Below are 24,444 nucleotides of genomic sequence, written 5' to 3'. Positions count from 1 at the left end.
GGTCGATGGCTGGACTCTAGGCCCACTTCGCGGCCATCCGTACGTTCCGCTGAGACGGCGGCTTCGCGACATCGGGGACTCGGAGATTCTGTGCAGAAGCGGCTCGAAAATAGCCGCTCGATCCGCGATAATGTTGGGCAGTCTGTAAGGCCGCACAGCGGGGCCCTCCTGCTTGGAGGGCGGCCCCTTGCAGCGGGTGCGCGCCGGAAGGGGGCCGGAAAGGGAGTGCGCGACTTTTGTCCATTAAGTGTCCGATCGACCCGTGAAGTGTCCCCTCGACGACCCCGCTACCGCCGCAAAACGTTCAAATCGTTCGGTGGAGGGGGCGTCCAGGGTAGAGAATCCGCGACAATTGCATGTGCCGGAGGGATTGTGTCCGATTTTTGCTTCTTTAGAGACCGGACAAAAGGACAAAACCAGGGGCGGCCTGCGCGTAGCCCCCGGGGCTGGCCGGCGGCGCTTGTGCTGGGCGGCCTGCTGGGCTGGGGCGCCACGGCGCCCCACGCGGCATACGCGGAGCCGGCCGCCCCACCCAAGCTGCTCCCCCCCGGTCCGGATGGGACCGAGTTTCCGGACCTGCACAACCTGATCCGGGTGACCGACCGGGTTTACAGCGGCGCCGAACCAGAATCCGACCTGGCCTTCGAGGAGCTGGCCCGCTTGGGGATCAAGACCATCGTGAGCGTCGATGGCGCCCGGCCCGACGTCGATGCGGCCCGGCAGCGGGGGCTCCGGTACGTGCATATCCCGTTCGGCTACGACGGCGTCGACCCCCAGGCCGGCCTGGCGCTTGCCCGGGTGATGCGCGACGTCGAGGGGCCGATCTACTTCCACTGCCACCACGGCGCCCACCGCGGGCCCGCCGCGGCGGCGATCGCTTGCATCGCGTCGGGCGCGGCCGACGGCGACTCGGCGCTGGCCGTGCTCGAGCGGGCCGGGACCAGCAAGGGCTACGCGGGGCTGTGGCGCGACGTGAAGGCCTTTCAGCCCCCCGCTGCGGGCGTCCGGCTGCCAGAGCTGGTTGAGGTAGCCGAGGTGGGCTCGCTGGCCTCAGCGATGGCGGCGGTCGATCGTGCGAGCGACAACCTCAAGCTGTGCCAGGCCGCCGGTTGGAAGACGCCGGCGGACCACCCCGATATCGACGCCGGCCAGCAGGCGTTGCTGCTGCGGGAGGGGCTGCACGAGACGGGCCGTCTGGTGGCCGAGGACAACCCGCACGACGCGCGGTTCGCCCGCTGGATGGCCGAGGCCGAGCGGGGCGTCGTCGCCCTAGAAGCAGCGATCGCCAGCGGCGAGAACCGCCAGCGCAACGCGTTGTTTCAAGCGGTGCAGAGCCAGTGCCAACAGTGCCACCTGCGGTACCGAAATTAACCGCGTGGACCTCGTAGTAACCGCGGCTTGGCGACGGATTGGGCCTGGCTAGCACGGCCCCCCGGGGCCGCTGGCAAATGGCATTGACTCGACATGGGTAAACGAGCAGTCTACGCGCGGTCAATGGTAATTTCCGCACGGGGTCAGGCAGAAACGGAGAGGGAGGCTCGCATGATGCGTGCTCATTGGGCAGCGACGGCGGCATGGATAGCGATGTCTTCGGGCTTGGCCCTGGGAGCAGACGACCGGTACGGCGCCGGCGCGCCCGTCCAACCGCTCCAGCAGCCGTCCGCCGAAAGCCGCTACGGCGGGCAACCCCCGCGCGCCAATCCGGCCGGACAGCCCTCGGCCAACGTCCTGACCCGAGACCAGCCCCCCGCGCCGATGGCCGGCGGGCAACCGCCGGCGACCGCGCCGGCGGCCGCGCTGCAGCCCCCCCCGTCGATGTACGGGCAGTCGCCCGGGCCGCGTACGAACGTTGCGGCGACGAGCAACGGCCCCGCGTCACCGCCCGCCAACAACGGCGGCGGCCCGCAGACCACCGACCTCGGCCCCACCAAGCTGATGGGCGAGATGATGATCCCGCCGAGCGAGTCGCAGCTAACCGGCGTGAGCATCAGCCTCGCCGAGGCGGTTCGTACGGCGCGGACCAAGGACGCTCGTTCGCTGCGGATCGACGCCTACTGGGACCTCTGCTCTTCTGTGGCCGACTACTACCTGGGGCTCCGCGAGCAGAAGGAACTGGGCAAGCTCCGCCAGGGCGTGGCCCCCGGAAACGCCGCGATCCGAGACGCAGAGCAACTGATGGCGAGCCGTCTCGACACAAGCCTCAAGGCGGCCGTTGCTTCGCAGTTGCGTCTGGCCGACCTGATGGGGCGCCCCGACAAGCCGCTCCCCAGCGACCCGCCGTTTTGCGGGCGCTACGCCACCCGCTACCAACAGATTTTCGGCGGCCGCAGCAGCAACGAAGCCGCGCAGCTCGACCGGCTGATCCCGCTGCGGAGCGCCGAGCTAGAGACCGCCGCGGCGGCCGTGGGACGGGCCGAGCAGTGGACGCTTCGCGTCGCCCGCCAGGACAGCAACTCCGCGGACGGGATCCTGCAGGCGATGCAGCTCATGGCGCTCAACCGGCGGGCGTTCGTCCAGATCGCCAAAGACTACAACCGCCGGATCGCACGGTACGCAGAGCTTGCGTCGCCCGAAGGAGTTGCTCCCGAGACGCTTATCAGCATGCTGATCGAAACGCCCGAGGGCCCGGGTCGCACGTCGGTTGCCGGCCGCGACCCGGCTCCCTCGCTAGGCCAGCCGGCGTTCCGCTCGCCCCTGGTCGGCCCCGCGACCGGGGGGCTACGATAAAGCGGTCCCTTGAGCGAAAGATGACTGCGACTGCTGTAAAACCTCTCTGGATCGGCGACCTCAAGGTCGATCCGCCGATCCTGCAAGCCCCGATGGCGGGGTTCACCAACTCTGCGTTCCGGCAGATCGTCCGCGGCTTCGGCGGCGCCGGGCTGCTGGCCACCGAGATGGTCAACGCCAAGGGCTTCGTCTGGCTCGATGAGCAGGAAGCCTGCCATCCCGACCGGCTGTGGGGCGTGGCGGACGAACCTCGGCCCCTGGCGGTGCAGATCTGGGACAACGACCCAGAGACCCTGGCCAAGGTGGGCGCCCGGCTGGCCCACGAGTACCGGGTGAGCGTGGTCGACATCAACTTCGGCTGCCCCGTGCGGCAGGTTACCGAGAAGGCGCACTCCGGCAGCTACCTGCTGCGGACCCCCGACCGGATGGGGGCGATCATCGAACGCGTGGTCGAGGCGTGCCACCCAACCCCGGTGACGGCCAAGACGCGGCTGGGCTGCTCGCGCGATCGGATCAACATCATCGAAGTGGCGCAGGTAGTTGAAGACGCCGGCGCCGCAGCGTTGACCGTCCACGGCCGGACCGCGGCCGACATGTTCCGCGGCTCGGCGGACTGGGACCTGATCGCCCAGATCAAGCCGCACCTGAAGCGGATCCCGCTGATCGGCAACGGCGACCTCGACTCTGCGGAGAAGGTGGTGCAGGCCTTCGAGCGTTATGGGGTCGATGGCGTGATGATCGCCCGCGCGAGCCTCAACAAGCCGTGGCTGTTCGCGCAAGCGGCCGCGGCGCTACGCGGCGACCCCGTGCCGCCCGACCCGACGCTTGCGGAGGAGCGCGAGCTGATGCTGCACCACTTCGACCTGGTGATCGAGCGTTTCGGCGAGCCAAAGGCCGTGGTGCTGATGCGGAAGTACGCCTGCTGCTACGCCCAGGGGCGGCCTGGGGCGCGGGAGTTCCGCAAGCAGGTGGCGCGGATCGAAACGGCGGCCGCGTTTCAGCAAGTAGTCGCCGATACCTTTCCGCGAGACAGGGCGCCCGCCGCACCGGCGCTCACGCCCGCTTCTTGAAGTCGCCCATCTTGTAAGAGACCCAGTAGTCGTCCAGCGCCAGCTTCACCTTGTTGCTCATCAGGTAGAGGCCGATGATGTTCGGGACTGCCATGGCCAGGATCATCAGGTCGCTGAAGTCGAGCACGTTCTTTGCGTCGATCACGGCGCCAAAGAACACCGCTCCGAGGAACAAGATGCGGTACGGGAGGGAAGCCGCCGTGCCGAACAAGAAGGTGGCGCAGCGCTCGCCGTAGTAGGACCAGGAGATCATTGTCGAGTACGCGAACAGCACCACCGCCACCGCGAGCACGTAGGGGAACCACGAAACCGCGGACCCAAAGGCCATGCTGGTGAGCTGGGCGCCCTGGTTACCGTCGATGATCGCCTGGTTGGCCGGGTCGGCGTAGACGCCGGTGACGACGATCACCAGACCGGTCATGGTGCAGATCAGCACGGTGTCGATGAACGGCTCGAGGAGCGCCACAATGCCTTCACGGACCGGGTACTTGGTCTTTGCCGCCGAGTGTGCGATTGCGGCGGAGCCGACGCCGGCTTCGTTCGAGAAGGCCGCCCGTTTGATGCCCACCATGGCGGCGCCGAGTACGCCGCCGTAGATGCTGTTTTCTGCAAATGCGAGTCGGAATATCTCAGAGAACGCCCAGCCGATCTTGTCGTAGTTCATCACCAGGATGGCCGCTGACGTCAGCACGTACACGACGCACATCAGAGGGACGATCTTCTCCGCAGTAGCAGCGATTCTGCGGATGCCCCCAAGGATCACGACCGCTACCAGAAACGCCATCACGAGCCCGTAGACCCAGCGATAGGAGTTCAGCTCTTGGGGGTCGACGCTGAAATACTGGATAATCGCCTCGTTCACCGCCAAACGCGACTGCGATACCTGGAACGCGCACCCGCCGCCGAATGAGGCGCCAATGCAGAGCACCGCGAAGAGTCCGGCCAGCCCGACACCGAGAGGGCCGAGACGCATGTCCTTGAGCCCGTCGCTTAGATAGCGCATCGGCCCGCCGGAGACGCTGCCGTCTGGCAGGACGCGGCGGTACATCTGACCGAGCGTGCATTCGGTAAACTTGCTCGTCATGCCGAAGAGGCCGCAGAGCACCATCCAAACAATGGCGCCCGGGCCACCGATCCCGACCGCAACCGCGACACTGCCGATGTTCCCAAGTCCTACCGTCGCGGAAAGGGCCGAAGCCAAGGCCTGGAAGTGCGAGACCTCTCCTTCGTCGTCTTTGTCGTCGTAGTCCCCCTTGGTGACGCGGATCGCGTGCCAGAAGGCCCGGATGTTGATAAAGCCCATCCGCAGCGTGAGAAATACCGCCCCCAAGGCCAACCAAACGACCACGGCCGGGATAGGCGCTTTGGTTTCCCAGCGACTGCCAAGGTTGTAGAACAGCACGGCGCCGATCGGCTCAACGATCCGTTTGCCGAACCAGGCATCGACCTTCGCCATCCAGTCGTTCGTTGCCTCGGCAACCGCACCCGACGGGTCTTGGGCCGCTGGGTTTTCTACCGGTGGGGGAGGGGCGTCCTGGCCGGCAACCGGTCCGGCGAGCGACGCCAGCAAGAGCAGTGCGGGCAAGCGCCAAGAGCGGGCGACGGTAAACCAGAGCATAGCGGGTCTGTTGGATGGTGCAGGGACAGCACGGCCGAGTCTGCCGCGGGCCGATTGCGTTTGGGCTTCGCCTGCTAGAACGGCGGGCCGACCCGCCTGTTTCCAGTTCGAACCCCCGCCACTTCTTCTTCTAGTTGACAAACCGTTGCCAGTCAACACGTTACGGCTAGACGGGATTAAACACAGGGAGGGTTGTCAAAAACATTCGATCGGGTACGATTTGGGAGATGAGTGCTGTCACTGCAGAAAGCGTCGATCGCCGCCTCCTCGACCATTTGCGTCGCGAGGGTCCGATGGACATTGACGGAGTCGAGCAACTGCTCGGCGTTACGGCCACGGCCGTTCGTCAGCGCTTTCGGCGGTTGATGGCCGACGGGCTGGTGGAGAGGTCTGTCAACAAGCACGGGCGGGGACGACCCGGGCACTTGTATCATCTGACGGAAAAGGGACTCGCCCAAGCCGGCACAAACTACAGCGATTTGGCCGAGACGCTGTGGGAAGAGGTCCGGGCGATCCCAGACGCCGCGGTGCGGCTCGGGCTCGTGCAGAGGTTGGGTCAGCGGCTAGCCGAAAAGTACGCCTCCCAAGTCAACAGCGAAGACCTGGCGGTGCGGATGCAGGAGATGGCCGGCCTGATGGCCGACCGCGATGTACCGATCAGCGTAGATGAATCGAGCGGTCTGCCGGTGCTCAACGTGCTGGCCTGCCCCTACCCGGGTCTCGCCGTGAACGACCGGGAGGTCTGCCATATGGAACAAGCGATGATCTCGGAGCTGCTGGGGCGGGGGGTCGAGTTGTCTGAGTGCCGCCTCGACGGGGGGGCCTGTTGTTCGTTCCAACCGAACGGCGACGAGTGAGTTGCGCATGAACCCACAACAATCTCCAGAGCTTTCGACACGCCCATGGATTGAAGGGCGTTTCGAAGAAAACGTCATCACGACGACCGTAGAGCAAGCGATCAACTGGGCGCGCCAGTCGAGCATCTGGCCGATGACTTTCGGGTTGGCGTGTTGTGCGATTGAAATGATGGCTGCCGGCGCCAGCCGGTACGACATGGACCGTTTCGGGGCCGGGGCGTTCCGCGCCACGCCGCGGCAGGCCGATTTGATGATTGTCGCCGGCACCGTGACCTACAAAATGGCGAGCCGTGTCCGTCGGCTCTACAACCTGATGCCGGACCCGAAGTTCGTCATCGCGATGGGCGCCTGTACTGTCGGCGGCGGACCCTACTTCAAGTGGGGCTACCACGTGGTGAAGGGAGTCGACCTAGTGGTTCCGGTAGACGTTTACGTCCCCGGCTGCCCGCCAAGACCCGAAGCGCTGCTCGAGGGCCTGATGCGGGTGCAGGACAAGATCAACAGCCAGCGGATTGTGAAACGATCGTCCGACAACCGGTTGGGGGCCGAGGCGGCCGAGCTTGAAGACGCACTGCCAACCCCCCACCACAGCGGCTACGCCGACCCGCCCGCCGGCCCCGAGCCGCTCTTCCACCATCAAAAACTAACTTCCTAGACCGAACCAACCGCAAGTCAGTAAGAAATGACCGAAACGTTAGCGATCAAGAACCTGCACGTCTCCGTTGAGGGAAAGCCCATCCTCCACGGCGTGAACCTGTCCATTAACCGCGGCGAAACCCACGCGCTGATGGGGCCCAATGGCTCTGGCAAGAGCACCCTCGGCGCGGCCGTCATGGGTCACCCCAGCTACGAAGTGACCGAGGGTTCCGTCACGCTCGGCGGCGTCGACATGCTAGAGCTGGACGCCTCGGAACGGGCGCGGGCCGGGCTGTTCATGGCGTTTCAACGCCCGATGGCGGTGCCGGGCGTAAAGATGGCGGACTTCCTTCGCCACGCTACGACCAATGTACGCCGTCCCGAACGCAAAGAAGGCGAAGAGCTGATCCCGATGCGTGAGTTCCGCAAAGAGCTCAAAGAGAAGATGGCTCAACTTCGCATGGACCCCGAGTTTGCCCGGCGGTATGTGAACGACGGGTTCTCCGGCGGCGAGATGAAGCGGGCCGAGATCCTGCAAATGGCGATGTTGCGGCCGAAGTTCGCCATTCTTGACGAAACAGACAGCGGACTCGACGTCGACGCGGTGCGACTCGCTAGTGAGTCGATCGCCCAGATCGGCAAGGAACAACTCGGGGGCGCCCAGATGGGGATCCTGATCATCACGCATCACGACAAATTGCTGGAGCGCAACACCCCCGATTTCACGCACGTGATGCTGGGCGGGAAGATCGTGGAAACCGGCGGCGTGGAGCTGGCTCAGGAGCTCTACACGTCTGGCTACGACCGCGTCCGCGCCGCGTACCCCGACGCCGCGGCGATTGAGCGTGAGATGGCCGAAGCGGATCAACTCGAAACCGTCGGCTAAGACAAAGCCAGTGCAATCAACGCCGACCGGCGTTTCAGACTTAAAGCGAGCCATACAATGACTACGGAACTCTTGGCGCCCACGGATCCGCTTGAGAGCGAGATCAACAAGTACGACTTCATCACCCAGACGACCGGCGTCTTCAAGGCCCAGCGCGGTCTAAACGCCGAAGTGGTGGCGCAGATCTCCGAGATGAAGCAGGAGCCCGCCTGGATGCGGCAGTTCCGCCTCGACTCCCTCAAGATCTTTGAGTCGAAGCCGATGCCCAAGTGGGGGGGCGACATCAACATCGACTTCAACGACATCTTCTACTACCTGAAACCGACCGCCGGCCAGGGGAAGACGTGGGAAGATGTCCCCCAGGAGATCAAGGACACCTTCGACAAGCTCGGCATCCCCGAGGCGGAAAAGAAGTACCTAGCAGGCGTGAAGGCGCAGTTTGAGAGCGAGGTGGTCTACGGCTCGCTGCAACAAGACCTGGGCGACAAAGGCGTAATCTTTACCGACACCGACACGGCGCTGCGCGAGCACCCCGAGCTGCTTCGCCAGTACTTCGGCAAGATCATCCCGCCCAACGACAACAAGTTTGCGGCGCTCAATTCGGCGGTGTGGTCCGGCGGATCCTTCATCTACGTACCGCCCGGCGTGAAGATCGACTTCCCTCTGCAGGCCTACTTCCGCATCAACGCGGAGAGCATGGGACAGTTCGAGCGGACTCTTATCATCGTCGATGAGGGCGCTGAGGTGCACTACGTTGAGGGCTGCACCGCCCCTATGTACACAACCGAAAGCCTGCACTCGGCCGTGGTGGAGATCGTGGTAAAGCGGAACGGACGCTGCCGCTACACCACAATCCAGAACTGGGCTAACAACATCTATAACCTGGTCACCAAACGCGCCATGGCGTACGGCGACTCTCTGATGGAGTGGATCGACGGCAACCTGGGGAGCAAGCTCACCATGAAGTACCCGGCCGTCTATATGATGGAGCCGGGCGCGCGGGGTGAGATCCTCTCGATCGCTTTCTCCAGCAAAGGCCAGCACCAGGACGCGGGCGCCAAGCTGGTTCACTGCGCCCCGAACACTTCGGGGCGGATAATCAGCAAGAGCATCAGCAAGAACGGCGGACGCAGCAGCTACCGCGGGCTGTGCAAGGTGGAAGACGGCGCCCACGGCTCGAAGAGCAGCGTGGTGTGCGACGCTCTGATCCTCGACCCCGATAGCCGTAGCGACACGTACCCGTACATCGAGGTCGATGAACAAGACGTGCAGATTGAGCACGAAGCGTCCGTATCGCGGATTGGCGAGGAGCAGCTCTTCTACCTGATGAGCCGAGGCATGACCGAGGCCGAGGCGAGCAGCATGATCGTCTCAGGATTCATCGAACCGCTCATCAAAGAGCTTCCGATGGAGTACGCCGTAGAGATGAACCGCCTGATCGAACTGCAGATGGAAGGGAGCGTAGGTTAGCCGGCCCCCAACTCCGCCGGCGGTAGGCATGCCTAGCGCCCGGCGCAATCCCCGGGGCGACGAGAGCCGCTCAGGGTTTGGGCTACAAATCTCGCGCAGAAGCCTGCCGCAGGCGCAAGGCGCCGGAAAGCGGGTCCCGATCAAAGCTCTTTTAAATACTCAGCCAACCAGATTTCGTACATGACCGATACGCTAACCGCCGGCAGCTTTACCGCGGAATCTTTTCGTGACTTCGTCGATTCACGCAATGAACCAGGCTGGGTCGCCGATGCGCGGCGAGAGGCTTGGCGGACTTACTCAGCACTAGGCTGGCCGTCCCGCAACGACGAGCAGTGGATGCGGACGGACGTTCGCTTGTTCAAGATCGATCGGTTCGCTCCGCCGATGGGGGACGCGCCGTCCGACACGCCCCCGGGGCTGCTGAGCCAAGGCCTCCAGCTCGCTGGGTCCGTTGCATCGCACAACAGCCACTCGGTCTCGTCCACGCTAGACCCAGGCTTGTATGAGAAAGGAGTGCGGTTCGGACCGATCGGCGAGATGCTGGCCCAGCACGGCGACCTGCTCCGGCCCTACTTTGAACGGCAACTGGTCGAGCCCACGACCGACAAATTCTCCGCTCTAAGCTCTGCCTTTTGGGCCAGCGGCGCGGTGCTCTTTGTCCCGAAGGGCGTCTGCATCGACCAGCCGTTGCACGTGCTCTCGGCCATCAGCGCCGGCGGGGTCGACTTGTCGCGGACCTTGGTGATCCTCGAGGCGGGCGCCGACGCGACGCTGCTCACGGAGACCGCCAGCGGCGACGACCTGCCTGGTTTTCACTGCGGCGCCATCGAGTTGATCGTCGGCCGAGGCGCGCGGCTGCGGTTTGTGAATCTTCAGAACTGGTCACAGAAGGTCTGGCACTTCGCCCATCAGAAGGCGGCTGTCGGCAGGGAAGGGCGGTTGCAATGGACGCTGGGGGCGCTCGGCGCCCGCGTCGCCCAGGTTAATCAGAGCGTCTCACTGGTGGGGCAGGACGCCGAAGCGCAAGTAAACGGCGCCATGTTTACCCAGGCATCTCAGCACCTCTGCTACAACACCCACCAGCACCACGAGGCGCCTTACTGCCGCAGCGACCTGCTCTACAAGAACGCGCTTCAGGACCGCTCCCGGACCGTGTGGCGAGGCATGATCAAGGTTGATAAACCTGCGCAACGCACCGACGCCTACCAGCGGAACGACAACTTGATGCTCTCGGCGGACGCACGGGCCGATTCGATCCCGGGGCTCGAAATCGAGGCCGACGACGTCCGCTGCACTCACGGAAGCACCAGTGGCCGGGTCGACGAGCAGCAGCTCTTTTACGCGATGAGCCGCGGGTTCACGCGGAAGGAAGCAATCCGGATGATAGTGGCCGGATTCTTCCAACAGGTGTTTGACCGGATCACGATCGAGAGCGTCCGCGACGCGCTCGCCGAAGCGATCAGCCAGCGGGTTCAGGACATTTCTTGAAGCGACGGGCAACTGAGCATTTAGGTCTCCGGACGTAGGGCGATCCCGTCTTCATTCGTGCATCCCATACCAACCGGCAATCCATGCCTGGCTTTATCGACGTCGCCGCTGAGTCTGAGATCCCCGATCCCGGTTCGCTGCTCGCGGAGGTCGACGATCGATTGGTCGTGGTAGTGCATGCAGCGGACCACTGGTACGCGCTTGACGACGTTTGCACTCACGACGGCGGACCGCTCAGCGATGGCGCCATCGACCCTAGCAAGCCTTCCATCGCCTGTCCCAGGCACGGGGCGGAGTTCGACCTGCGCAACGGCGCGGCCCTCACCATGCCCGCCACCAAGCCAACCATCGCGCATGAGATCAAGGTTGAGGGGGGCAGAGTCCTGGTGCGGCTCTGCGGCGACTAGGCCCAAGTTGGCCCATTGCTCGATCTGAGTCGGCTCCCAACGGCCATGGCCAGGAACATCGTCGCGGCCACTACACCCAGCGGCTCCGGCACGGGAGATCCGCCGGCCATGGCTGCGGGCTCGCCAAAATTGGCGCGCCACAAGTTGTAGTCGTCCCTGTTTACGATGCCATTGCCGTCCGCATCTGCGGGGAGGTTGACGCCTTTGATGGCGAACGTGTCGCGCCATACGGTGAAATCGGCAGCATCGACGAACCCGTGGAGATTGAAGTCGCCGACCGGCCCGCCCGCCACTACCTGGTAGCTAAACGGGATCGAGACCGAGGCGTTGACTGCTGCTTGGCTGCTCGAGGTGATGAGCAGGCTCCCCATCGTCAGCCCGATCGTGCTGGTGTCGAACACGACCTGCGCGACGCTGGCCCCTGCCAGAGCGAGGCTAGTCCCTGAGGCGCTCCCCGTCAGGCTACCCGACGTCGACAACGCCCAATCAAGCTCGTCTGCCCCCAAGGCCGCGACTACGTTCGCCGCGTTGCGGATTAAAACGTCGAGCGAGAACGCCTCGCCTTGCGTCAACATCGTCGGCGCCGTGGCGGTCGCTACGTTCAGCACTGCCGGAAGCTGATCGTCCACCATCACCGGGAGGTGGTCGCTGAAGTTATACAGAACGCTAGCCGGCTGAGACCGCCCCGACGCGGGCGACGTGATGTTCTGATTGTAGATTGTAGGAGGTGCCGTCATAGCCGAAGGCTTGGTACGAGTGCTGCAGCGATCCAAGCCCGGTGGACGTGGGGCCCAGGTAGCTCAGGCCCTCGCCATCCAGCAATCCGGAGGTGACCAGTTGCATATCAAGGCGGTCGTCGACGCCGCCGCTGCTGCTGCGCCGACGGCTTCTCGGCCCCCGTGTCGAATACCTTCGCCGCAGAGCCCATCAGCTGCTTCTTCCAGAGGTAGTACTGCGTCGGGTTGATCCCCTCACGGCGGCACAGCTCGCTCGTCTCCACCGAACCGTCCAGACCCGCCACCACTATCCGCAGCTTCTCTGAGGCCGTCCAACTACGACGCTTCGCCTTCTCGCTCATCGTCTCCTCCTTCCTGGAATTAGCCCAGGATTCTACCAAGGAAAGAGGGGGAGCTAACTTGAAGAAAGTCCCACTTGGGGTGACGCACGCCCCGCCGGCAGCGGGGGTCGTCAAGACAAGAATACGTCTCCAGAAGAGTCACCGCATGCATCGCCCAGGCTCCTTCCAACAGAGAAGCACTCCGGCAAGGCGCTCCTACAACAGAGCCTTGAGTCTGTTTCTCGAAATCGACTTCGCAGTTTTCCTGGGCTGGGAGGCCACGGTCGCGCGAGGGATAGCTGACGCGTTAGCCGCCGTTCACAACCCACACTCCTTGAGAAAGACGAGCGGTCTGTGGACGACTTCGCCGTCGAGCGCCGCGGAGCATCACTCATCAAGGGATCCGGCAGCGCCAAGCAATGATGGATTGCCGACAAGACACGAGAGGGCGCGAAGCGAAACTGCTACTTTGGCTTGGCTGCCCCAAGATCTTCGAATCATGCAAACCCTCACGCGCTGGCTCGTTATTGATTTGCGGGACGTCTGGAGCCGGTATCCAAGCGGGATAGCAAGAATGTCACTGAGACCTCGTGCGGAATCTACACCGAGACGGTTGCGGACGATGTCGATCTGCTATGATGGCAGGCGTCGGGCACCCCCAACCGTGCGGAAACGGTCATACAGTGGCCACTCCGCTGCGCCCAATCGGCGTGCCTCGCGTTTCTCCAGAGCAGCATACCGAGGAGTCACGTCTGTGCAGAACCCAGAACTAAGGCCAAGCCTCTCCTGGGGCCGAGTCTTCCTCGTCGCGGCGCCGTTGGCGGTCATCGCGTCTGCGATCACCTTCATTTGGACGTCGTCTGTCCAGGACGACGCCCGGTCCGCGCTTGAAAGGAACGTCCTGTCCAAGATGCTGCTGCAGGCGGTAGAGCCCGCTGGCAGCGGGTTAGTCATGGCGGATTCTGATGGCGACCTAGTGGCGGACACCCCACCGGAGCCCGACTCCCTGCAGCACCCCGATAAACTTGTGTTCGCCTATATCGCAGAAGAACAGGAGGAGTCTCCGTCCGGTCAGAATTGGCAAGAGCTGACAGAGGCGATTTCGAAAGCGGTCGGCAAACCGGTGGAATTCGCCTCGTTTACCAAGGTCAATGAACAGCTAGAGGCGTTGCGGATCGGCCAGGTCCACATCATAGGCTTGAGCACCGGCGCCGCCCCGCTGGCGGTCGACTCGGCCGGTTTCGTGCCGCTTGCTACGCTGGCCCAGCAATCAGGGGACGTCGGCTACGAGATGCAGATCATGGTCCCCGCAGACAGCCCCATCAAGGAAACCGCAGACCTACGGGGCAAACGCGTCGTCTTCGTCCGGCCTACGTCGAACTCCGGATTCAAGGCGGCGTTTGTCTACCTCTACAAGCGGGAGGGGCTGCTCCCCGAGCAGGACTATCAGTGGAGCTTCTCGCTTTCGCACAAAGACTCAATCCGGGCGCTCTTGAAGGGCGGAGCCGACGCCGCCCCGGTGGCTAGCGATTTGCTGGCTGAGATGATCGAGTCGGGCGAAGTGCCGCCCGGCGCGCTGCGATCAATCTACGATTCAGAGCGGTTCCCGCCGGCGGTGATTGGCTGTGCTCACGACCTGCCGGCCGATGAAGTGGCTTCGATCCGAAACGCCCTGACTGGCTTCAACTGGGATGGCACCGGGGTGCAGCGCGAGCTCGGCCCGACGGGCGCCGCGAGGTTCGTAGAGGTCAACTACAAGAACGACTGGGCGAATATTCGACGGATCGATGAAGCCGTGCGGGAAGTTCTTAGCGGCGACGGCAATTGACAGGGGCCTTGATCGGGACCATTCGCCCCTACGCCAACCTTGCTTCGAGGGGGTAGACTAGGTTGCCGAGTAATCCGCCGCAGTGACCGCCCGAAGCCGTTGAGGAGCAATCCAAATGCCTGTCTCTGAAGATCAAGTTCGCGAGGCCCTAAAGCAGGTCATCGATCCCGAGCTGTTCGTCAACATCGTCGATCTAGGGCTGATCTACACGGTCAACATCACTGAAAGTGACGCGGCCGAAGACGGTGCTTCGGCCGACGGCGCGGCGGTCGAGGTCGAAATGACCATGACCAGCCCGGCGTGCCCGGCTGGTCCTCAGTTGCTGGCTCAGTCGAAGGAAGCTGTCGGCAATATGGAGGGGGTGCAGAATGTAGACGTGAAGCTCGTAATGACCCCCCCCTGGACCCCCGATCGGATGACCGAAGACGCCCGCGACCAGCTCGGCATTTTCTAGCCCAGCAGCAGTGCGCTCATGCGGGTCTTCTTGTACGAGTGGGTAACGGGCGGCGGCCTGGCAGGGGTCGCCGGGAGGCTCCCGGAGTCTCTCCTGCGAGAGGGCTTGGCGATGGTCCAGGCCGTTGCGGCCGACCTCCTGCAAACCCCCGGCTACCGGGTCACCCTGATGGGAGACCTCCGCGTTCCACAACTAGCCGCGGGCGGAGGCGAGGTCGGATGGATCGACTCACGATCAGAACACGACATCCAGTTCGCGCAAGCCGCGCAATCGGCAGACGCAACCATCTTGATCGCGCCTGAAACCGATCAGGCTTTGTTCGTGGCGGTGCAGGCAGCCGAGAAATACGGCGCTCGATTGGCGTCGCCTGGCAGCGCTTTGGTTGCGGTTGTCTCGGACAAACACGAGACCGCCGAGCGACTGATTGCCGCCGGTGTCCCGGCCCCGCTGGGCCGAGTGCTGGATTCTGACGCGTCACTTCCAGGGGGATTCCCTTACCCGGCGGTCGTCAAACCACTCGATGGGGCCGGTTCGCAAGATTGCTACGTGGTTGCCTCGTCGCTCGATCGCCCGCCGGCCTATGCATTCCCGCGTCGTATCGAGCCGATCGTGCCGGGGTTGCCGGCAAGCGTCGGGATTCTTGTCGGAAACGGGGAGATGATCACTCTCCCCCCTTGCCGTCAGGTCCTGTCATCCGACGGTCGTCTGCAATACTTGGGGGGCGCGTGCCCGCTCCCGGGGCCGCTTGCAGAAAGGGCGTCTGGCTTGGCCCGCCGCGCCGTCGAGGCCCTGCCACCGGGCGTAGGGTTCATCGGAGTAGACCTTGTCCTCGGCCCGGACCCCTCCGGACTCGGCGACCGCGTGATCGAAGTAAACCCCCGACTTACGACCTCGTTCGTCGGCTTACGCTACTTGTGCCAGGACGGCTTAGCCGCCGCGATGGTCGAAACCGCCCTGGGTCGGCCACGGCGTCCAACGTTTAGCCGCCGCTCGATCGAGTTCGACTCCGCGGGGATGGTCAGTTTTCTCGACGACGGACGCTCGGCGTGATTCCCTGGCCCATTAGCGATGGTTGGATCGGCCTCGACGTGGGAGGCGCCAATACGAAGATCGCCGGCCCAACCGGTTATACCGAACAGCTTCCGCTGGCCGTTTGGAAGTCTCCAGGAGAGCTGGCGATGCATATCGGACGATTGCTGGCCCGCGCTCCCAAGCACCACAGCGTTGCCCTGACGACGACCGCAGAGCTTGCGGACTGTTTCGCAAGCAAATCAGAGGGGGTTCGCGCGGTGATTGACGCTGTCCGCGCAGCCTGCGGTCGGTCCCGCCTCGTCGTCTATTCGACCGACCAGGGCGGATCGTTTGTCGACGGCACAGCGGCCCGGAGCAATCCGATCCCGATCGCGGCCGCCAACTGGCTTGCTCTGGCCAACTGGGCGGCCGGCCAATGGCGGCCGTCGGACGGCCTAATGATCGACTTGGGATCGACGACTACCGACATTATTTGGCTTAGAAACTCAAGGGCGGCCCCGCTGGGCACCACCGATGCCCAACGTTTGGCGAGCGGCGAGCTGGTCTACACCGGCCTCCTGCGAACGCCGGTGGCGGCCATCGCCTCGAAGCTTGCGTCTGGGGGTAAGCTTCGACGCGTAGCGGCCGAATGGTTTGCCCACGCCGCGGATGCGCACGTCATTCTCCGATCACTCCCAGAGGGGACGTGCTACGAGACAGCGGACGGACGTCCTGCCGACTGGGGACACGCCAAGGCCAGGCTAGCGCGATCCCTCTGCTTGGACGCTGGCGACCTTTCCGATTCGCAGGCGGAGTTGCTAGCGGGCGAGGTCGTACGGTGGCAGTGCCGCGCCATCGAGGACGGGATTGCTCAAGTCGCAAGCAATTCGTTGGCGCCGATTCGCCAAGTGATCGTGAGCGGCGCCGGTTGGCGGTTGGCGAAACAGGCCGTGCAGAACGTGCTGCCTAGCGCGGCGGTTGCGTCGATCGCCGGCGTACTAGGGGAGCCGGCCTGTCGGTGCGCCGCCGCTGTAGCCGTCGCTGCCCTGGCGTCCCCGATCGGGGACGGCGCATGACCAAGACGGTCATCGTGAAAATCGGCGGGAGCCTGCTACGCCGCCCCGATTGCTCGGCTGCTATGAAGCGTTGGCTCGACGCGGCCTTGCTAGCTAGCCCGTCCAGCCACTTTCTGTTGCTAGTTGGAGGCGGCGAGTTGGTGGATCGCCTCCGAGAGCTGTCGCGTCGGCACGAGATTTCAGAGGCAACGGCTCACTGGCTCGCGATCGATCTAATGGCCATCAACGCACAGATCGTGGCGGACCTGATTCCGGGGCTCGAAATCGAAAGCTCTTTCGAGAGCCTTGACGCCCGTCGAAGACTACCTGGCGCTACGCTGATGGACGTGCGCCAAGTTCTGCGTGTCAAAGAGCCACTAGCGCCCGGCACTAAGCTTGAGGCCACGTGGAGTACGACCAGCGACTCGATCGCCGCTCGAATGGCCGTCTTACTAGCGGCGGAGCTCGTTCTTCTGAAGGAAGCCTGCCCGCCGAGCGCGTGGCGGGGCGCCGACTGGGGCGAACTTGCCTCAGTCGGACTCGTAGATGCTAGCTTCTCGCTGTTTGCCGCCGAGATTTCTCACGTCGAAGTGCAAAGAATACGTGAAACAGGGCGTCGCAAACCGCTATGAGAAAACGACTTACGGCAACAAAACCGTTTCGGGAGATTTTTCGTTTTTTAGGGGTTCCTTCGTTGACTAGCTGTCGATGTCGGCTATACTGCGGATGTGTGAAGTTTCAGCACGCCCCCGGTGGGGCGGTTCAGAGCAACGAGTAGAACTAATCCTAGAAAGCGACGGTTGATCGGCTCGTGATCCCTCTCAAATGGAGGGGTCGGTAGAGCAGGTCGTCCGTCGCTTTCTTTTTGTAGATAGGTTTGGCTTCAGAGTCGGCGAGTGGCGCCGAGTATTCCAACGGCTTCCTAAACAGCTTCCCGGACTAGAACTAATTCAAAGCGGCAATCAGAAGTCTTCCCTCCGCTCCGGATCATCCGGAGCGCGTCGGACGGCTTTTGATTGCCGCTTTTTTCGTTTGGCTGCATTGAGTCGCTCCAGCCGCCAGACCCTGTTTCGAGCCGAGCGGTCCGAGTCAACCGTCCTTACCGAGTCATCCATCTTGTTCTTCGGTCGCCAGTCTCCGACGCCGTCGGCGCCCACACAACACTACCCCTGGGGGAAAAACTGATGCAACGACAACTTCGATTCCTGGCGTGCTTCGTGACGATCGCAATGGTTTCCGCAAGCGCGAACGCCGGAATGATCAGCACGTTCATCAGCAACTTCCAAGTTGCTTTCGACGGCGCCACGGGCGAGCTCACCGATTTCAACCGTCCGAACGGCGGCAATCTGGTGCCGGCCGAAGCGCGGACGTTCAGCACGCTGGAGATCGTGGTCGACGGCAGCACGGAGGTGATGAAGATGAATCCTCCGGACGCGCTGTGGGCCGACCTCAAGGTCACCAACCTCGGCTCGGCCCTGCCGATCGGCTTCCATGAGAACGTCGGCGGCGCCGGGAACCCGAGCGCCTTTGGATTCGACTTCTTCGACGCCAGCGGCAACTCCCTCCGCATCGGGATCGACGACATCACCTACGCCCTGATCTCGTTCCCCGGATTCGGAAGCACCTTCCAATTCGCCGCCGAAGGCGTGGTCCTTTCTCAGTCGCTGCCGATTAGCATGCAGTACGGTCCCAACGTACTCGTGACCTACACCGCGTCGGACGTCATGGTGATGCAGGGTGCAGGGGGTGTGACTTCCTTGATCGCCTCTGGATCCATGACGATCACCGGGCAAATGGTGCCCGAGCCCACTTCGCTCGTCGGTGGACTGCTGTCGCTCGCCGGGGTTGTTGGCTTTGGGCTACGCAAGCGTCTGGTCGCCTAAGGCCGACTTCGGCTGGGCCACTGAACTAATCGTCAACGCCGCGGGCAATCTTTGCCCGCGGCGTTTTTTTGTCGCTCTCTACGGGCTTCTTTTGAATCGCGACAACCTGCGTCTCAAATATCTCGCCGGCTCGCTCGAGTTTGAGACAGGCCTGCTCACCGTTGCAGAATCCCGCCATCAGGCTAAGCGCGTGGGTGGGATTTAGCACGGGTGTCGATTCGATGGAAGCGAGTCGGTCGCCCACACGGAGGCTGGGCGCCGCAGCATCGTCGACCTTAGCGACGGTGACGCTTGACGCTAGCGGATTTTTTGAATCGATAGAGAACGGCAAGGCGCCCGGAAGCCGGTCATGCCCCGCGCGCAGGATCTCGACACTCTTGAGAACTCGGTCGATGGGCACGGCAAAACCGATACCCGAATCGTACCATTCGGCGCTCATCCGATCTGAGCCGGCAGCGGGCAGCGGCGTTAGCAGTCCTAGAATGTGCCCGTTCAGGTCAACTAGTGGCCCGCCGTAGTTCGCGGAAGAGACCGACGCGTCCACCTGGACCGCCCTGGCGCTCAATCGGCCCAATGCGCTGACGACCCCACGCGACACATTCGGCGCGTGAGCGTTGTAGCTTCTTCCCACCGCGAGCACCGTTTGGCCGACCCGCAGCGGGCTAGCCTCCGGCTTGAGCCAGTCGTCGCCAGGACGGTCCGCTTCTGTAGGGCGCAGCAGGGCGATCTTTAGGACGTAGTCAACCGCAACGAGTTCCAGCGCAAGCTGTTCGCCGCCGGTCAAGACCGCGATCACCGCCGTGGGTGGATCTTCGAATCCAAAACTAGTCGTCACGACCCACCCGTCGCTGGATAGGAGCAGCCCAGAAATCGCCCGCCCCAAAGGGACTCCCTCAATAGAGGAGACCCCGCCCACTAGGCGAAGTTGAACGACACGCGGTTCGACCTGGCGAACCGCTGCGGCTGTCGCAGCGGTGTACAGATCGGCGTCGCGAGCGGCACACTCACGCGCCGTGACGATCAAGACGGCCCCATAGAAAAACGACGAGAGCGCTCGGTAGGTCATGGAGCTTCTTCCTGGGCGTCGATCACAATTACAACCAAGCGATGGCCACGCTTGATCGTGAGTTGTAGATCGGAGTCGACTCGGCGGCGGTCCGGAGAGATAAGTGCAAGCAAGTCTCTCTGCGAGGAAACAACATCGTCGCCCACCGAGACAATCAGATCGCCCGCTGCCAATCCGGCCTGCCGCGCCAGCGACTCGGATCGTACGTAGTCCACATACGGTGGGGTGCGGGGCGACAGGTCGGGTATCATTGCAAACCCAAACTCAGCGAAGGTCGAAACAGTCACACCTGCCGCAGGCTGTGGTGATCGTTCAACGACGGCTCCGGTCAGGAGTACTTCGATCCGATCCGCGACAACATCGGCGGAGATCACCGGATTGACGATGAGGCCGGTCGCTTCGTTCGTGACTTCACGAGACATCAACCCAATGGGCGTTCCATCCGCAGCCAAGACGAGCCCACCGGGCAGGCCCGGGACCCCTGTAACGCTGTCCAGCAAGAATGGACTACCAGCGCCCGCGACGCTGTCGGCAGGGGGGATAAGACCTCCCACAACGCCCGTAATCAACGATACGGGTTCGTCCCCAGCAGCTATGCCGAACACGTTCGCAAAGACTAGAGCGCTCTGGCCTATCTCGGGGCTACTCTCGCTTCGAAACTTTACAAATGGGGCGAGCGAGAGCGGCGGCATCGCCCGAAGCAACGCGATGCCCGTGATCGGGTCACTGCCGACAACCTTGGCGGATCGACGACTCCCATCGTTCATGACCGCGACCGCTTCGCCTTGCTCCAGAACAAGCGTATCGATCGTTGCGATGAGGCCATCGGCCGACACCACAACTCCCGTCTGATAGTGCGCGAGCCCGCCAAGACCACCTCCGCCGTACAGCTTCACCACGCGCGGCTGGCCGTATGCGTTGGCGTCTGCGACTGCCTCGGCCCTCGAATGTAGGGTGAAACAGAAAACGCATAGTGGAAGAAGCCATACAGCGATACCGCGTGATGGGCTCATTAGCTACTCCTTCCGATCTGGGTTCGCTTCTAACCAACCAAGAGGAGACTGCTTATCGATTCGCCATGTAGAAACGCTGCCATCAGCGTTCTCGATATGGGCTCGAAGCGCAGGCTCAGAAGCGTCGCGATCGAGACGGACGACGCACGGGGGACGAGTCGGCCCCAGCCAGACCTCGAACCCAAGCAAACTGGACGATTGGCGATCAAAGTAGAACTGCGCGACAGCCCCACCGTGCTCGACGTGCACGGCGTCGCAAAGCTCCTCGGGGATCGGCCAAGGCGTCTGACCCCAGGCGACTGATCGATCAAGCGGCTCACGCAGCAGCAAGCGACGAAGCAGATCAAAACCCACCAACAGACCGCCGCTACCCGGCGGAGCGTCTTGCACGTCCATGGGTCGGGCCGGCTCGACGAAAAACTTACCCCGATCAACTTCGAGACTCGAATGCCCGGCTCCCAACAACAGAACCACCGGCTTCCCCTGACTGTCTTCGCCACCGATCTCCCACGGCGATCCTGCTTCGCGAGGCGAAGATCGCCGGCCGAGCAAACGCTGCAACTCCCGTTCATTGATCGAACTATTTGCTAGCCCTAATGCCAGATTGAGCGACGGCGTTTTCTGTCCGCCGGCAGGCGTCGGTCTAGCTTGGCGGGTTACAGCCCCGATCAGTTCTCCCTCCGCGTGCCGAGAGGCCAAACGAACACGCATGGAGTGCGATTCGCCACCCCGCTTGATGTCGATTGCCACGACCCAGCCGGCTGGGTAGACGCCGATCGCGTTCTTGAGCGAGTTTGCCGAATGGATCGGCCGCCCATCGATCGCCACCACACGATCGCCGCTCCGCAGACCGGCGCGTGCCGCTGCCGACCTGGGTTCCACCTGGTCGATGACTGCGGCGCCAGCCAAGGTTACGGCTGTGGCTTCCAGCGAAGCGTGATCAACGATCCGTCCCACCCGCATCTGCGGCAGAAACCGCATCGCTTGATTGATGGAAACAGCATACCCGACGCCCACATTCACCCGTCCCCGCTCTCCGAAAGAAGCCCGTCCATTGATGCCTATCAACTCCCCGCTGGAGTCGAATAACGGACCACCAGAGTTTCCAGGATTGATGGCTGCGTCGGTCTGCAGGCAATCGGCGTACTCGAGGATCGTGTCCGCTGGGTATTGGTATCGCCCCACACCGGAAACGATCCCGCACGAGACGCTCGGGCGAAAATCGGTCGCCAACAGGAAGGGATTGCCCAACACGATCGCTTCGTCGCCAATCCGAACCTGATCGCTGTCGCCGATCCTGGCCGCGGGAAAGTTGTCGCGGCCAGCCAGTTGGATCACCGCGATATCGCCCGTTGGGTCAAGGCCCACCAACTCTGCGTCGTACGTTCTGCCGTCTGGCAGCCCGCAGATCATCGTCGCGCCGCACGGGGCTACGACGTGAAAGTTGGTGAGCGCCAAACCCGTCGGCGAAACAAGCACGCCAGACCCTCCCCCGTCGCCGCCGGGCTCCATTACCGCCACGACACACGGGGTGACCTCCTCGATGGTCGCTACTCGAAGTCGCTCGATCTCCTGAACCTCGGCTGGGACCGCGCCGACACTGCGCGCTGCGAGGTTCGCCGTAGCAATAAGGATGGCCGGCAGGAGGGTCCGCATCATCGGACAAACCTCGCGTCGGCAAGCACAACTCGGTCGCCAATGTCGAGATTCTCGCCGAAATCGATCACAATCGTGATCTGACGGAAGCCCTGAGTATCGATGCGCAGCGGGACCGCTGGTTCGCCACTACGCAGCGCCTGCTCAATCAACACCTCGTCGTCGCCGGAGACGCTTACCAGTGCAGAGGCGATGGCCGGCGCACTCGGATCGAGCCCTACCAGTCCAGCAAAGTGATTGAACCCCTCTGGGCGGGCGAACACGAGGGTCGTTCGGCTCCGCGCCGCTACGCCTTTGGCGAAAGTCTGCTCTTTGCCAAAGCCGTCACTCGCGTCCACAAGCAACCGCAGCGGTCCCCCATCATACGCCCGGTCCCAACGGGGCTCAGCCAGCCGCGCGGCCAACTCGCTTGCCTCTGAATCTATGGCGAAATACGTCTTCACGTCCACGCGCAACGGCGTCAGGTCGCTCAGGTAGGCCACGTTTCCCGCCCTGAAGTCGAGACGCGCAACCCCTCCAGATTTCAACGCGAACGCTTCTCCACATCGGGTCACGACCGAGAAGCCCGACTTCGCGCCGTACCGCACGGAGCTTAGCGACAGTCGCAAGTGATGCTGCCCGGTGGCGACTGCGGTCTCCTCGGCAACTTCGGACTCCGTCGACCCGGAGAGAAACAGGCCGACGAGCTTTCTACGCGGCACGTCGATGGGTTCTCCGTCGAGCAAGACTCGTACAGACTCGGGGCTGGCCGAGACCGCGACAATCTCGACTCGATCGAGGTCGCCCGATCCTCGCTCGATGATGATCGAGTCGAGCGCATCGCGTCGGTCGGCGAGGTCTCGCCATTGTTGGCTCTGCTGGTCGTTCAACTCTCGGTAGCGGAACGCACGAACCGATCCTGGCTCGACGCCTTGCGGCTCCGACCCAACCTGCAGCGGCGATGCTAGTACGACGGAGCATCCCGTAGCGTCCCACGCCCAATCCGACACTGGCGCCAGCGATCCATCCCGCAACTCTAGCCACCCAGCGGGCTGATCGGACGCCGATACGGCGTCTGGGAACTCGATTTGCTCGAGTTCAGCCCCACCGATCTGCCTCACGTCACCGTCCCACGTCATTCGCAGCCCCTCCGCGTCGATGCGGATAGTACGACCGGAGAGAGTGGTTCCGTCGAGCAACGTGGCTCGCACCGGAGCGAGCTCGTCACTCTCAGGAGCCGCGGGCGACTCTGTCGTGGTCCAGGCCAGACAGAGCAGGATCGGAAGCCAAGCAAGAAGCCGGACGTTCTTCATTGGGGTTCCTCCCTCGGTGCGTCGCTCCCAGACAGGTTCTTGAAATACTCTTCCACCACCGCACGATAGTGCGGCGGGAAGTCTTGCTGAATCTGCTGCAGAACCCTGCTGCGTTCGGCAGGGGGCATCGATCCCCAATCCGTTTCCCCGTCGACGATCCGCATTGGGACTTGGCCGTCCCCCTTCAAGTCGCCAGGCCGGCTTTCCTCCATGGGTTGGGCTGCTGGCGCCTGTCCCGACGCGGATCCGCTGGCTGCGGAAGACGACTTCTCGCCGCGTTGCTTCTCCATCTCCTTGATAAGCCTGTCGAGCGCATCGACGACACGACGCTGCTCGCTGACATCTTCTTCTTCACAGCGTCCCAGACTAAGTCGACGCTCCACGTCTCGCATCTGCATCGCTATGAAGCTGGCCCCTCCCGGCTTGAGAGACTCACACTGTCGCAGGATGACGTCAGCAACGTATCTCTGCCTCGGGGCGGAAAGCTCGCCCATCGCCCGGAGTTGCTCACAGGCCACTTTCGCTCCATCTAGGTCCATTAGCAGGAAGCGACTCACTGCTTCGCAGTAGTGGAGCGTCGCAGGGCAGGGCGGGTCTTGCTCTTGCAGGCCGTCCAGCCATGCAAGCGCCGCCTCGTACCGTCGACCGGCGACCATCGCCCGCGCGATCTCAAGTTGAACCGAGGCGACAAGCTTCGCCGGCAGCGGGCCTTCCCGGAGCCAAGCCGGGGGCGTTTCGGGGGCCGCTTCTACATCCTTCAGCAACAACTCGATCGGCTCGCTCCTCGACCGAGCAAGGCGGACGAACTCCGCCAGCCTCTCGTCCTCGCCAAGCTCATCCGACGGCGCAAACGTGAGCCGTTGTTCCAGCAGCCACGATTCAAGCGTTGGCGCCGCGGCTTCGACGTTCCCGGCAGCCAGCAGCAACCATGGGATAGCACTTACAACGCGAAGCAACATGAAGCGATTCC

23 protein-coding genes are annotated in these 24,444 nt (G+C 63.3%); 15 read left to right on the top strand and 8 right to left on the bottom strand.

All coding sequences use genetic code 11. From position 1 onward, the window contains the following. Window positions 1–462: 462 nt before the first annotated feature. From Pla175_RS10610 to dusB, 3 genes are all read left to right on the top strand, one after another. The gene (locus Pla175_RS10610) at window positions 463–1,371 is read left to right on the top strand and encodes a protein-tyrosine phosphatase family protein (RefSeq protein WP_145284026.1); all 909 of its coding nucleotides are present in this window, start codon (window positions 463–465) and stop codon (window positions 1,369–1,371) included. A gap of 213 nt (window positions 1,372–1,584) precedes the next feature. Then, window positions 1,585–2,727 carry a hypothetical protein gene (locus Pla175_RS10605; RefSeq protein ID WP_197527410.1) on the top strand — a complete coding sequence of 381 codons (1,143 nt, stop codon included), beginning with the start codon at window positions 1,585–1,587 and terminating at the stop codon, window positions 2,725–2,727. A gap of 20 nt (window positions 2,728–2,747) precedes the next feature. Then, window positions 2,748–3,797 (top strand): tRNA dihydrouridine synthase DusB, encoded by a 1,050-nt coding sequence (dusB, locus tag Pla175_RS10600; RefSeq protein WP_145284019.1) that lies wholly within the window; start codon window positions 2,748–2,750, stop codon window positions 3,795–3,797. Here the strand turns inward: dusB and Pla175_RS10595 are convergent. Next, window positions 3,781–5,415, bottom strand: coding sequence for an alanine/glycine:cation symporter family protein (locus tag Pla175_RS10595; RefSeq protein ID WP_145284016.1), 1,635 nt, complete (start codon window positions 5,413–5,415; stop codon window positions 3,781–3,783). The genes dusB and Pla175_RS10595 overlap by 17 nt on opposite strands. 227 nt (window positions 5,416–5,642) lie before the next feature. On the opposite strand from Pla175_RS10595, the gene Pla175_RS10590 reads away from it, so the two are divergent. The 6 genes from Pla175_RS10590 (at window position 5,643) to Pla175_RS10565 (ending at window position 11,159) form a co-directional block, all read left to right on the top strand. Continuing rightward, window positions 5,643–6,272, top strand: a complete 630-nt coding sequence (locus Pla175_RS10590; RefSeq protein ID WP_145284013.1) for a helix-turn-helix transcriptional regulator — start codon at window positions 5,643–5,645, stop codon at window positions 6,270–6,272. A 7-nt stretch (window positions 6,273–6,279) separates the two neighbouring features. Next, window positions 6,280–6,927: an NADH-quinone oxidoreductase subunit B gene (locus Pla175_RS10585; protein WP_145284010.1), complete on the top strand. Its 648-nt coding sequence runs from the start codon at window positions 6,280–6,282 to the stop codon at window positions 6,925–6,927. A 27-nt stretch (window positions 6,928–6,954) separates the two neighbouring features. Continuing rightward, a complete protein-coding gene (gene sufC / locus Pla175_RS10580; protein ID WP_145284007.1) occupies window positions 6,955–7,794 on the top strand; it encodes a Fe-S cluster assembly ATPase SufC in 840 nt (279 codons plus the stop codon). 57 nt (window positions 7,795–7,851) lie between these two features. Next, window positions 7,852–9,264, top strand: a complete 1,413-nt coding sequence (gene sufB, locus Pla175_RS10575; protein ID WP_145284004.1) for a Fe-S cluster assembly protein SufB — start codon at window positions 7,852–7,854, stop codon at window positions 9,262–9,264. 180 nt (window positions 9,265–9,444) lie between these two features. Then, window positions 9,445–10,752, top strand: coding sequence for a Fe-S cluster assembly protein SufD (gene sufD / locus Pla175_RS10570; protein ID WP_145284001.1), 1,308 nt, complete (start codon window positions 9,445–9,447; stop codon window positions 10,750–10,752). Between the two features lie 83 nt (window positions 10,753–10,835). Next, window positions 10,836–11,159, top strand: a complete 324-nt coding sequence (locus Pla175_RS10565) for a Rieske (2Fe-2S) protein (RefSeq protein WP_145283997.1) — start codon at window positions 10,836–10,838, stop codon at window positions 11,157–11,159. Here the strand turns inward: Pla175_RS10565 and Pla175_RS10560 are convergent. Beyond that, the gene (locus Pla175_RS10560) at window positions 11,156–11,896 is read right to left on the bottom strand and encodes a hypothetical protein (protein ID WP_145283994.1); all 741 of its coding nucleotides are present in this window, start codon (window positions 11,894–11,896) and stop codon (window positions 11,156–11,158) included. The two genes, Pla175_RS10565 and Pla175_RS10560, sit on opposite strands and share 4 nt — an antisense overlap. A gap of 107 nt (window positions 11,897–12,003) precedes the next feature. Next, a complete protein-coding gene (locus tag Pla175_RS10555) occupies window positions 12,004–12,237 on the bottom strand; it encodes a transposase (RefSeq protein WP_145283991.1) in 234 nt (77 codons plus the stop codon). Between the two features lie 733 nt (window positions 12,238–12,970). On the opposite strand from Pla175_RS10555, the gene phnD reads away from it, so the two are divergent. The 6 genes from phnD (at window position 12,971) to Pla175_RS10525 (ending at window position 18,447) form a co-directional block, all read left to right on the top strand. After that, window positions 12,971–14,044, top strand: coding sequence for a phosphate/phosphite/phosphonate ABC transporter substrate-binding protein (gene phnD / locus Pla175_RS25945; RefSeq protein ID WP_197527409.1), 1,074 nt, complete (start codon window positions 12,971–12,973; stop codon window positions 14,042–14,044). Window positions 14,045–14,159: 115 nt separating this feature from the next. Next, window positions 14,160–14,498 (top strand): metal-sulfur cluster assembly factor, encoded by a 339-nt coding sequence (locus Pla175_RS10545; protein ID WP_145283984.1) that lies wholly within the window; start codon window positions 14,160–14,162, stop codon window positions 14,496–14,498. Between the two features lie 18 nt (window positions 14,499–14,516). Next, window positions 14,517–15,548 (top strand): ATP-grasp domain-containing protein, encoded by a 1,032-nt coding sequence (locus tag Pla175_RS10540; protein ID WP_145283982.1) that lies wholly within the window; start codon window positions 14,517–14,519, stop codon window positions 15,546–15,548. Then, window positions 15,545–16,585, top strand: coding sequence for a hydantoinase/oxoprolinase family protein (locus tag Pla175_RS10535; protein WP_145283979.1), 1,041 nt, complete (start codon window positions 15,545–15,547; stop codon window positions 16,583–16,585). The genes Pla175_RS10540 and Pla175_RS10535 overlap by 4 nt, the downstream gene beginning before the upstream one ends. Continuing rightward, window positions 16,582–17,196 (top strand): amino acid kinase family protein, encoded by a 615-nt coding sequence (locus Pla175_RS10530; protein ID WP_145283976.1) that lies wholly within the window; start codon window positions 16,582–16,584, stop codon window positions 17,194–17,196. Before Pla175_RS10535 ends, Pla175_RS10530 begins: the two co-directional genes overlap by 4 nt. A 552-nt stretch (window positions 17,197–17,748) precedes the next feature. Next, window positions 17,749–18,447: a PEP-CTERM sorting domain-containing protein gene (locus tag Pla175_RS10525; RefSeq protein WP_145283973.1), complete on the top strand. Its 699-nt coding sequence runs from the start codon at window positions 17,749–17,751 to the stop codon at window positions 18,445–18,447. Window positions 18,448–18,472: 25 nt separating this feature from the next. Here Pla175_RS10525 and Pla175_RS10520 read toward each other — a convergent pair whose 3' ends face one another. The 5 genes from Pla175_RS10520 to Pla175_RS10500 form a co-directional block, all read right to left on the bottom strand. Beyond that, window positions 18,473–19,513, bottom strand: a complete 1,041-nt coding sequence (locus Pla175_RS10520) for a S1C family serine protease (RefSeq protein WP_145283970.1) — start codon at window positions 19,511–19,513, stop codon at window positions 18,473–18,475. After that, the gene (locus tag Pla175_RS10515; RefSeq protein WP_197527408.1) at window positions 19,510–20,412 is read right to left on the bottom strand and encodes a S1C family serine protease; all 903 of its coding nucleotides are present in this window, start codon (window positions 20,410–20,412) and stop codon (window positions 19,510–19,512) included. Before Pla175_RS10515 ends, Pla175_RS10520 begins: the two co-directional genes overlap by 4 nt. A gap of 117 nt (window positions 20,413–20,529) precedes the next feature. Further along, complete coding sequence (locus Pla175_RS10510) at window positions 20,530–22,185, bottom strand: trypsin-like peptidase domain-containing protein (protein WP_145283963.1); 1,656 nt, start codon at window positions 22,183–22,185, stop codon at window positions 20,530–20,532. Then, window positions 22,182–23,474 (bottom strand): NPCBM/NEW2 domain-containing protein, encoded by a 1,293-nt coding sequence (locus Pla175_RS10505; RefSeq protein ID WP_145283961.1) that lies wholly within the window; start codon window positions 23,472–23,474, stop codon window positions 22,182–22,184. The genes Pla175_RS10510 and Pla175_RS10505 overlap by 4 nt, the downstream gene beginning before the upstream one ends. Further along, window positions 23,471–24,433, bottom strand: coding sequence for a hypothetical protein (locus Pla175_RS10500; RefSeq protein ID WP_145283959.1), 963 nt, complete (start codon window positions 24,431–24,433; stop codon window positions 23,471–23,473). Before Pla175_RS10500 ends, Pla175_RS10505 begins: the two co-directional genes overlap by 4 nt. Window positions 24,434–24,444 lie beyond the last annotated feature (11 nt).

Origin of the sequence: Pirellulimonas nuda (assembly GCF_007750855.1) — a bacterium.
GTDB classification, from domain to species: Bacteria; Planctomycetota; Planctomycetia; order Pirellulales; family Lacipirellulaceae; genus Pirellulimonas; species Pirellulimonas nuda.
This window is presented reverse-complemented; position numbering and strand designations above follow the sequence as displayed.

What these genes read in the sequence shown, in the direction of transcription:
- Pla175_RS10605 (WP_197527410.1), top strand. Translation starts at nt 1,585, where the DNA reads ATGTCTTCGGGCTTGGCCCTGGGAGCAGACGACCGGTACGGCGCCGGC.
- dusB (WP_145284019.1), top strand. Translation starts at nt 2,748, where the DNA reads ATGACTGCGACTGCTGTAAAACCTCTCTGGATCGGCGACCTCAAGGTC.
- Pla175_RS10595 (WP_145284016.1), bottom strand. Translation starts at nt 5,415, where the DNA reads ATGCTCTGGTTTACCGTCGCCCGCTCTTGGCGCTTGCCCGCACTGCTC.
- Pla175_RS10590 (WP_145284013.1), top strand. Translation starts at nt 5,643, where the DNA reads ATGAGTGCTGTCACTGCAGAAAGCGTCGATCGCCGCCTCCTCGACCAT.
- Pla175_RS10585 (WP_145284010.1), top strand. Translation starts at nt 6,280, where the DNA reads ATGAACCCACAACAATCTCCAGAGCTTTCGACACGCCCATGGATTGAA.
- sufC (WP_145284007.1), top strand. Translation starts at nt 6,955, where the DNA reads ATGACCGAAACGTTAGCGATCAAGAACCTGCACGTCTCCGTTGAGGGA.
- sufB (WP_145284004.1), top strand. Translation starts at nt 7,852, where the DNA reads ATGACTACGGAACTCTTGGCGCCCACGGATCCGCTTGAGAGCGAGATC.
- sufD (WP_145284001.1), top strand. Translation starts at nt 9,445, where the DNA reads ATGACCGATACGCTAACCGCCGGCAGCTTTACCGCGGAATCTTTTCGT.
- Pla175_RS10565 (WP_145283997.1), top strand. Translation starts at nt 10,836, where the DNA reads ATGCCTGGCTTTATCGACGTCGCCGCTGAGTCTGAGATCCCCGATCCC.
- Pla175_RS10560 (WP_145283994.1), bottom strand. Translation starts at nt 11,896, where the DNA reads ATGACGGCACCTCCTACAATCTACAATCAGAACATCACGTCGCCCGCG.
- Pla175_RS10555 (WP_145283991.1), bottom strand. Translation starts at nt 12,237, where the DNA reads ATGAGCGAGAAGGCGAAGCGTCGTAGTTGGACGGCCTCAGAGAAGCTG.
- Pla175_RS10545 (WP_145283984.1), top strand. Translation starts at nt 14,160, where the DNA reads ATGCCTGTCTCTGAAGATCAAGTTCGCGAGGCCCTAAAGCAGGTCATC.
- Pla175_RS10540 (WP_145283982.1), top strand. Translation starts at nt 14,517, where the DNA reads ATGCGGGTCTTCTTGTACGAGTGGGTAACGGGCGGCGGCCTGGCAGGG.
- Pla175_RS10530 (WP_145283976.1), top strand. Translation starts at nt 16,582, where the DNA reads ATGACCAAGACGGTCATCGTGAAAATCGGCGGGAGCCTGCTACGCCGC.
- Pla175_RS10525 (WP_145283973.1), top strand. Translation starts at nt 17,749, where the DNA reads ATGCAACGACAACTTCGATTCCTGGCGTGCTTCGTGACGATCGCAATG.
- Pla175_RS10520 (WP_145283970.1), bottom strand. Translation starts at nt 19,513, where the DNA reads ATGACCTACCGAGCGCTCTCGTCGTTTTTCTATGGGGCCGTCTTGATC.
- Pla175_RS10510 (WP_145283963.1), bottom strand. Translation starts at nt 22,185, where the DNA reads ATGATGCGGACCCTCCTGCCGGCCATCCTTATTGCTACGGCGAACCTC.
- Pla175_RS10505 (WP_145283961.1), bottom strand. Translation starts at nt 23,474, where the DNA reads ATGAAGAACGTCCGGCTTCTTGCTTGGCTTCCGATCCTGCTCTGTCTG.
- Pla175_RS10500 (WP_145283959.1), bottom strand. Translation starts at nt 24,433, where the DNA reads ATGTTGCTTCGCGTTGTAAGTGCTATCCCATGGTTGCTGCTGGCTGCC.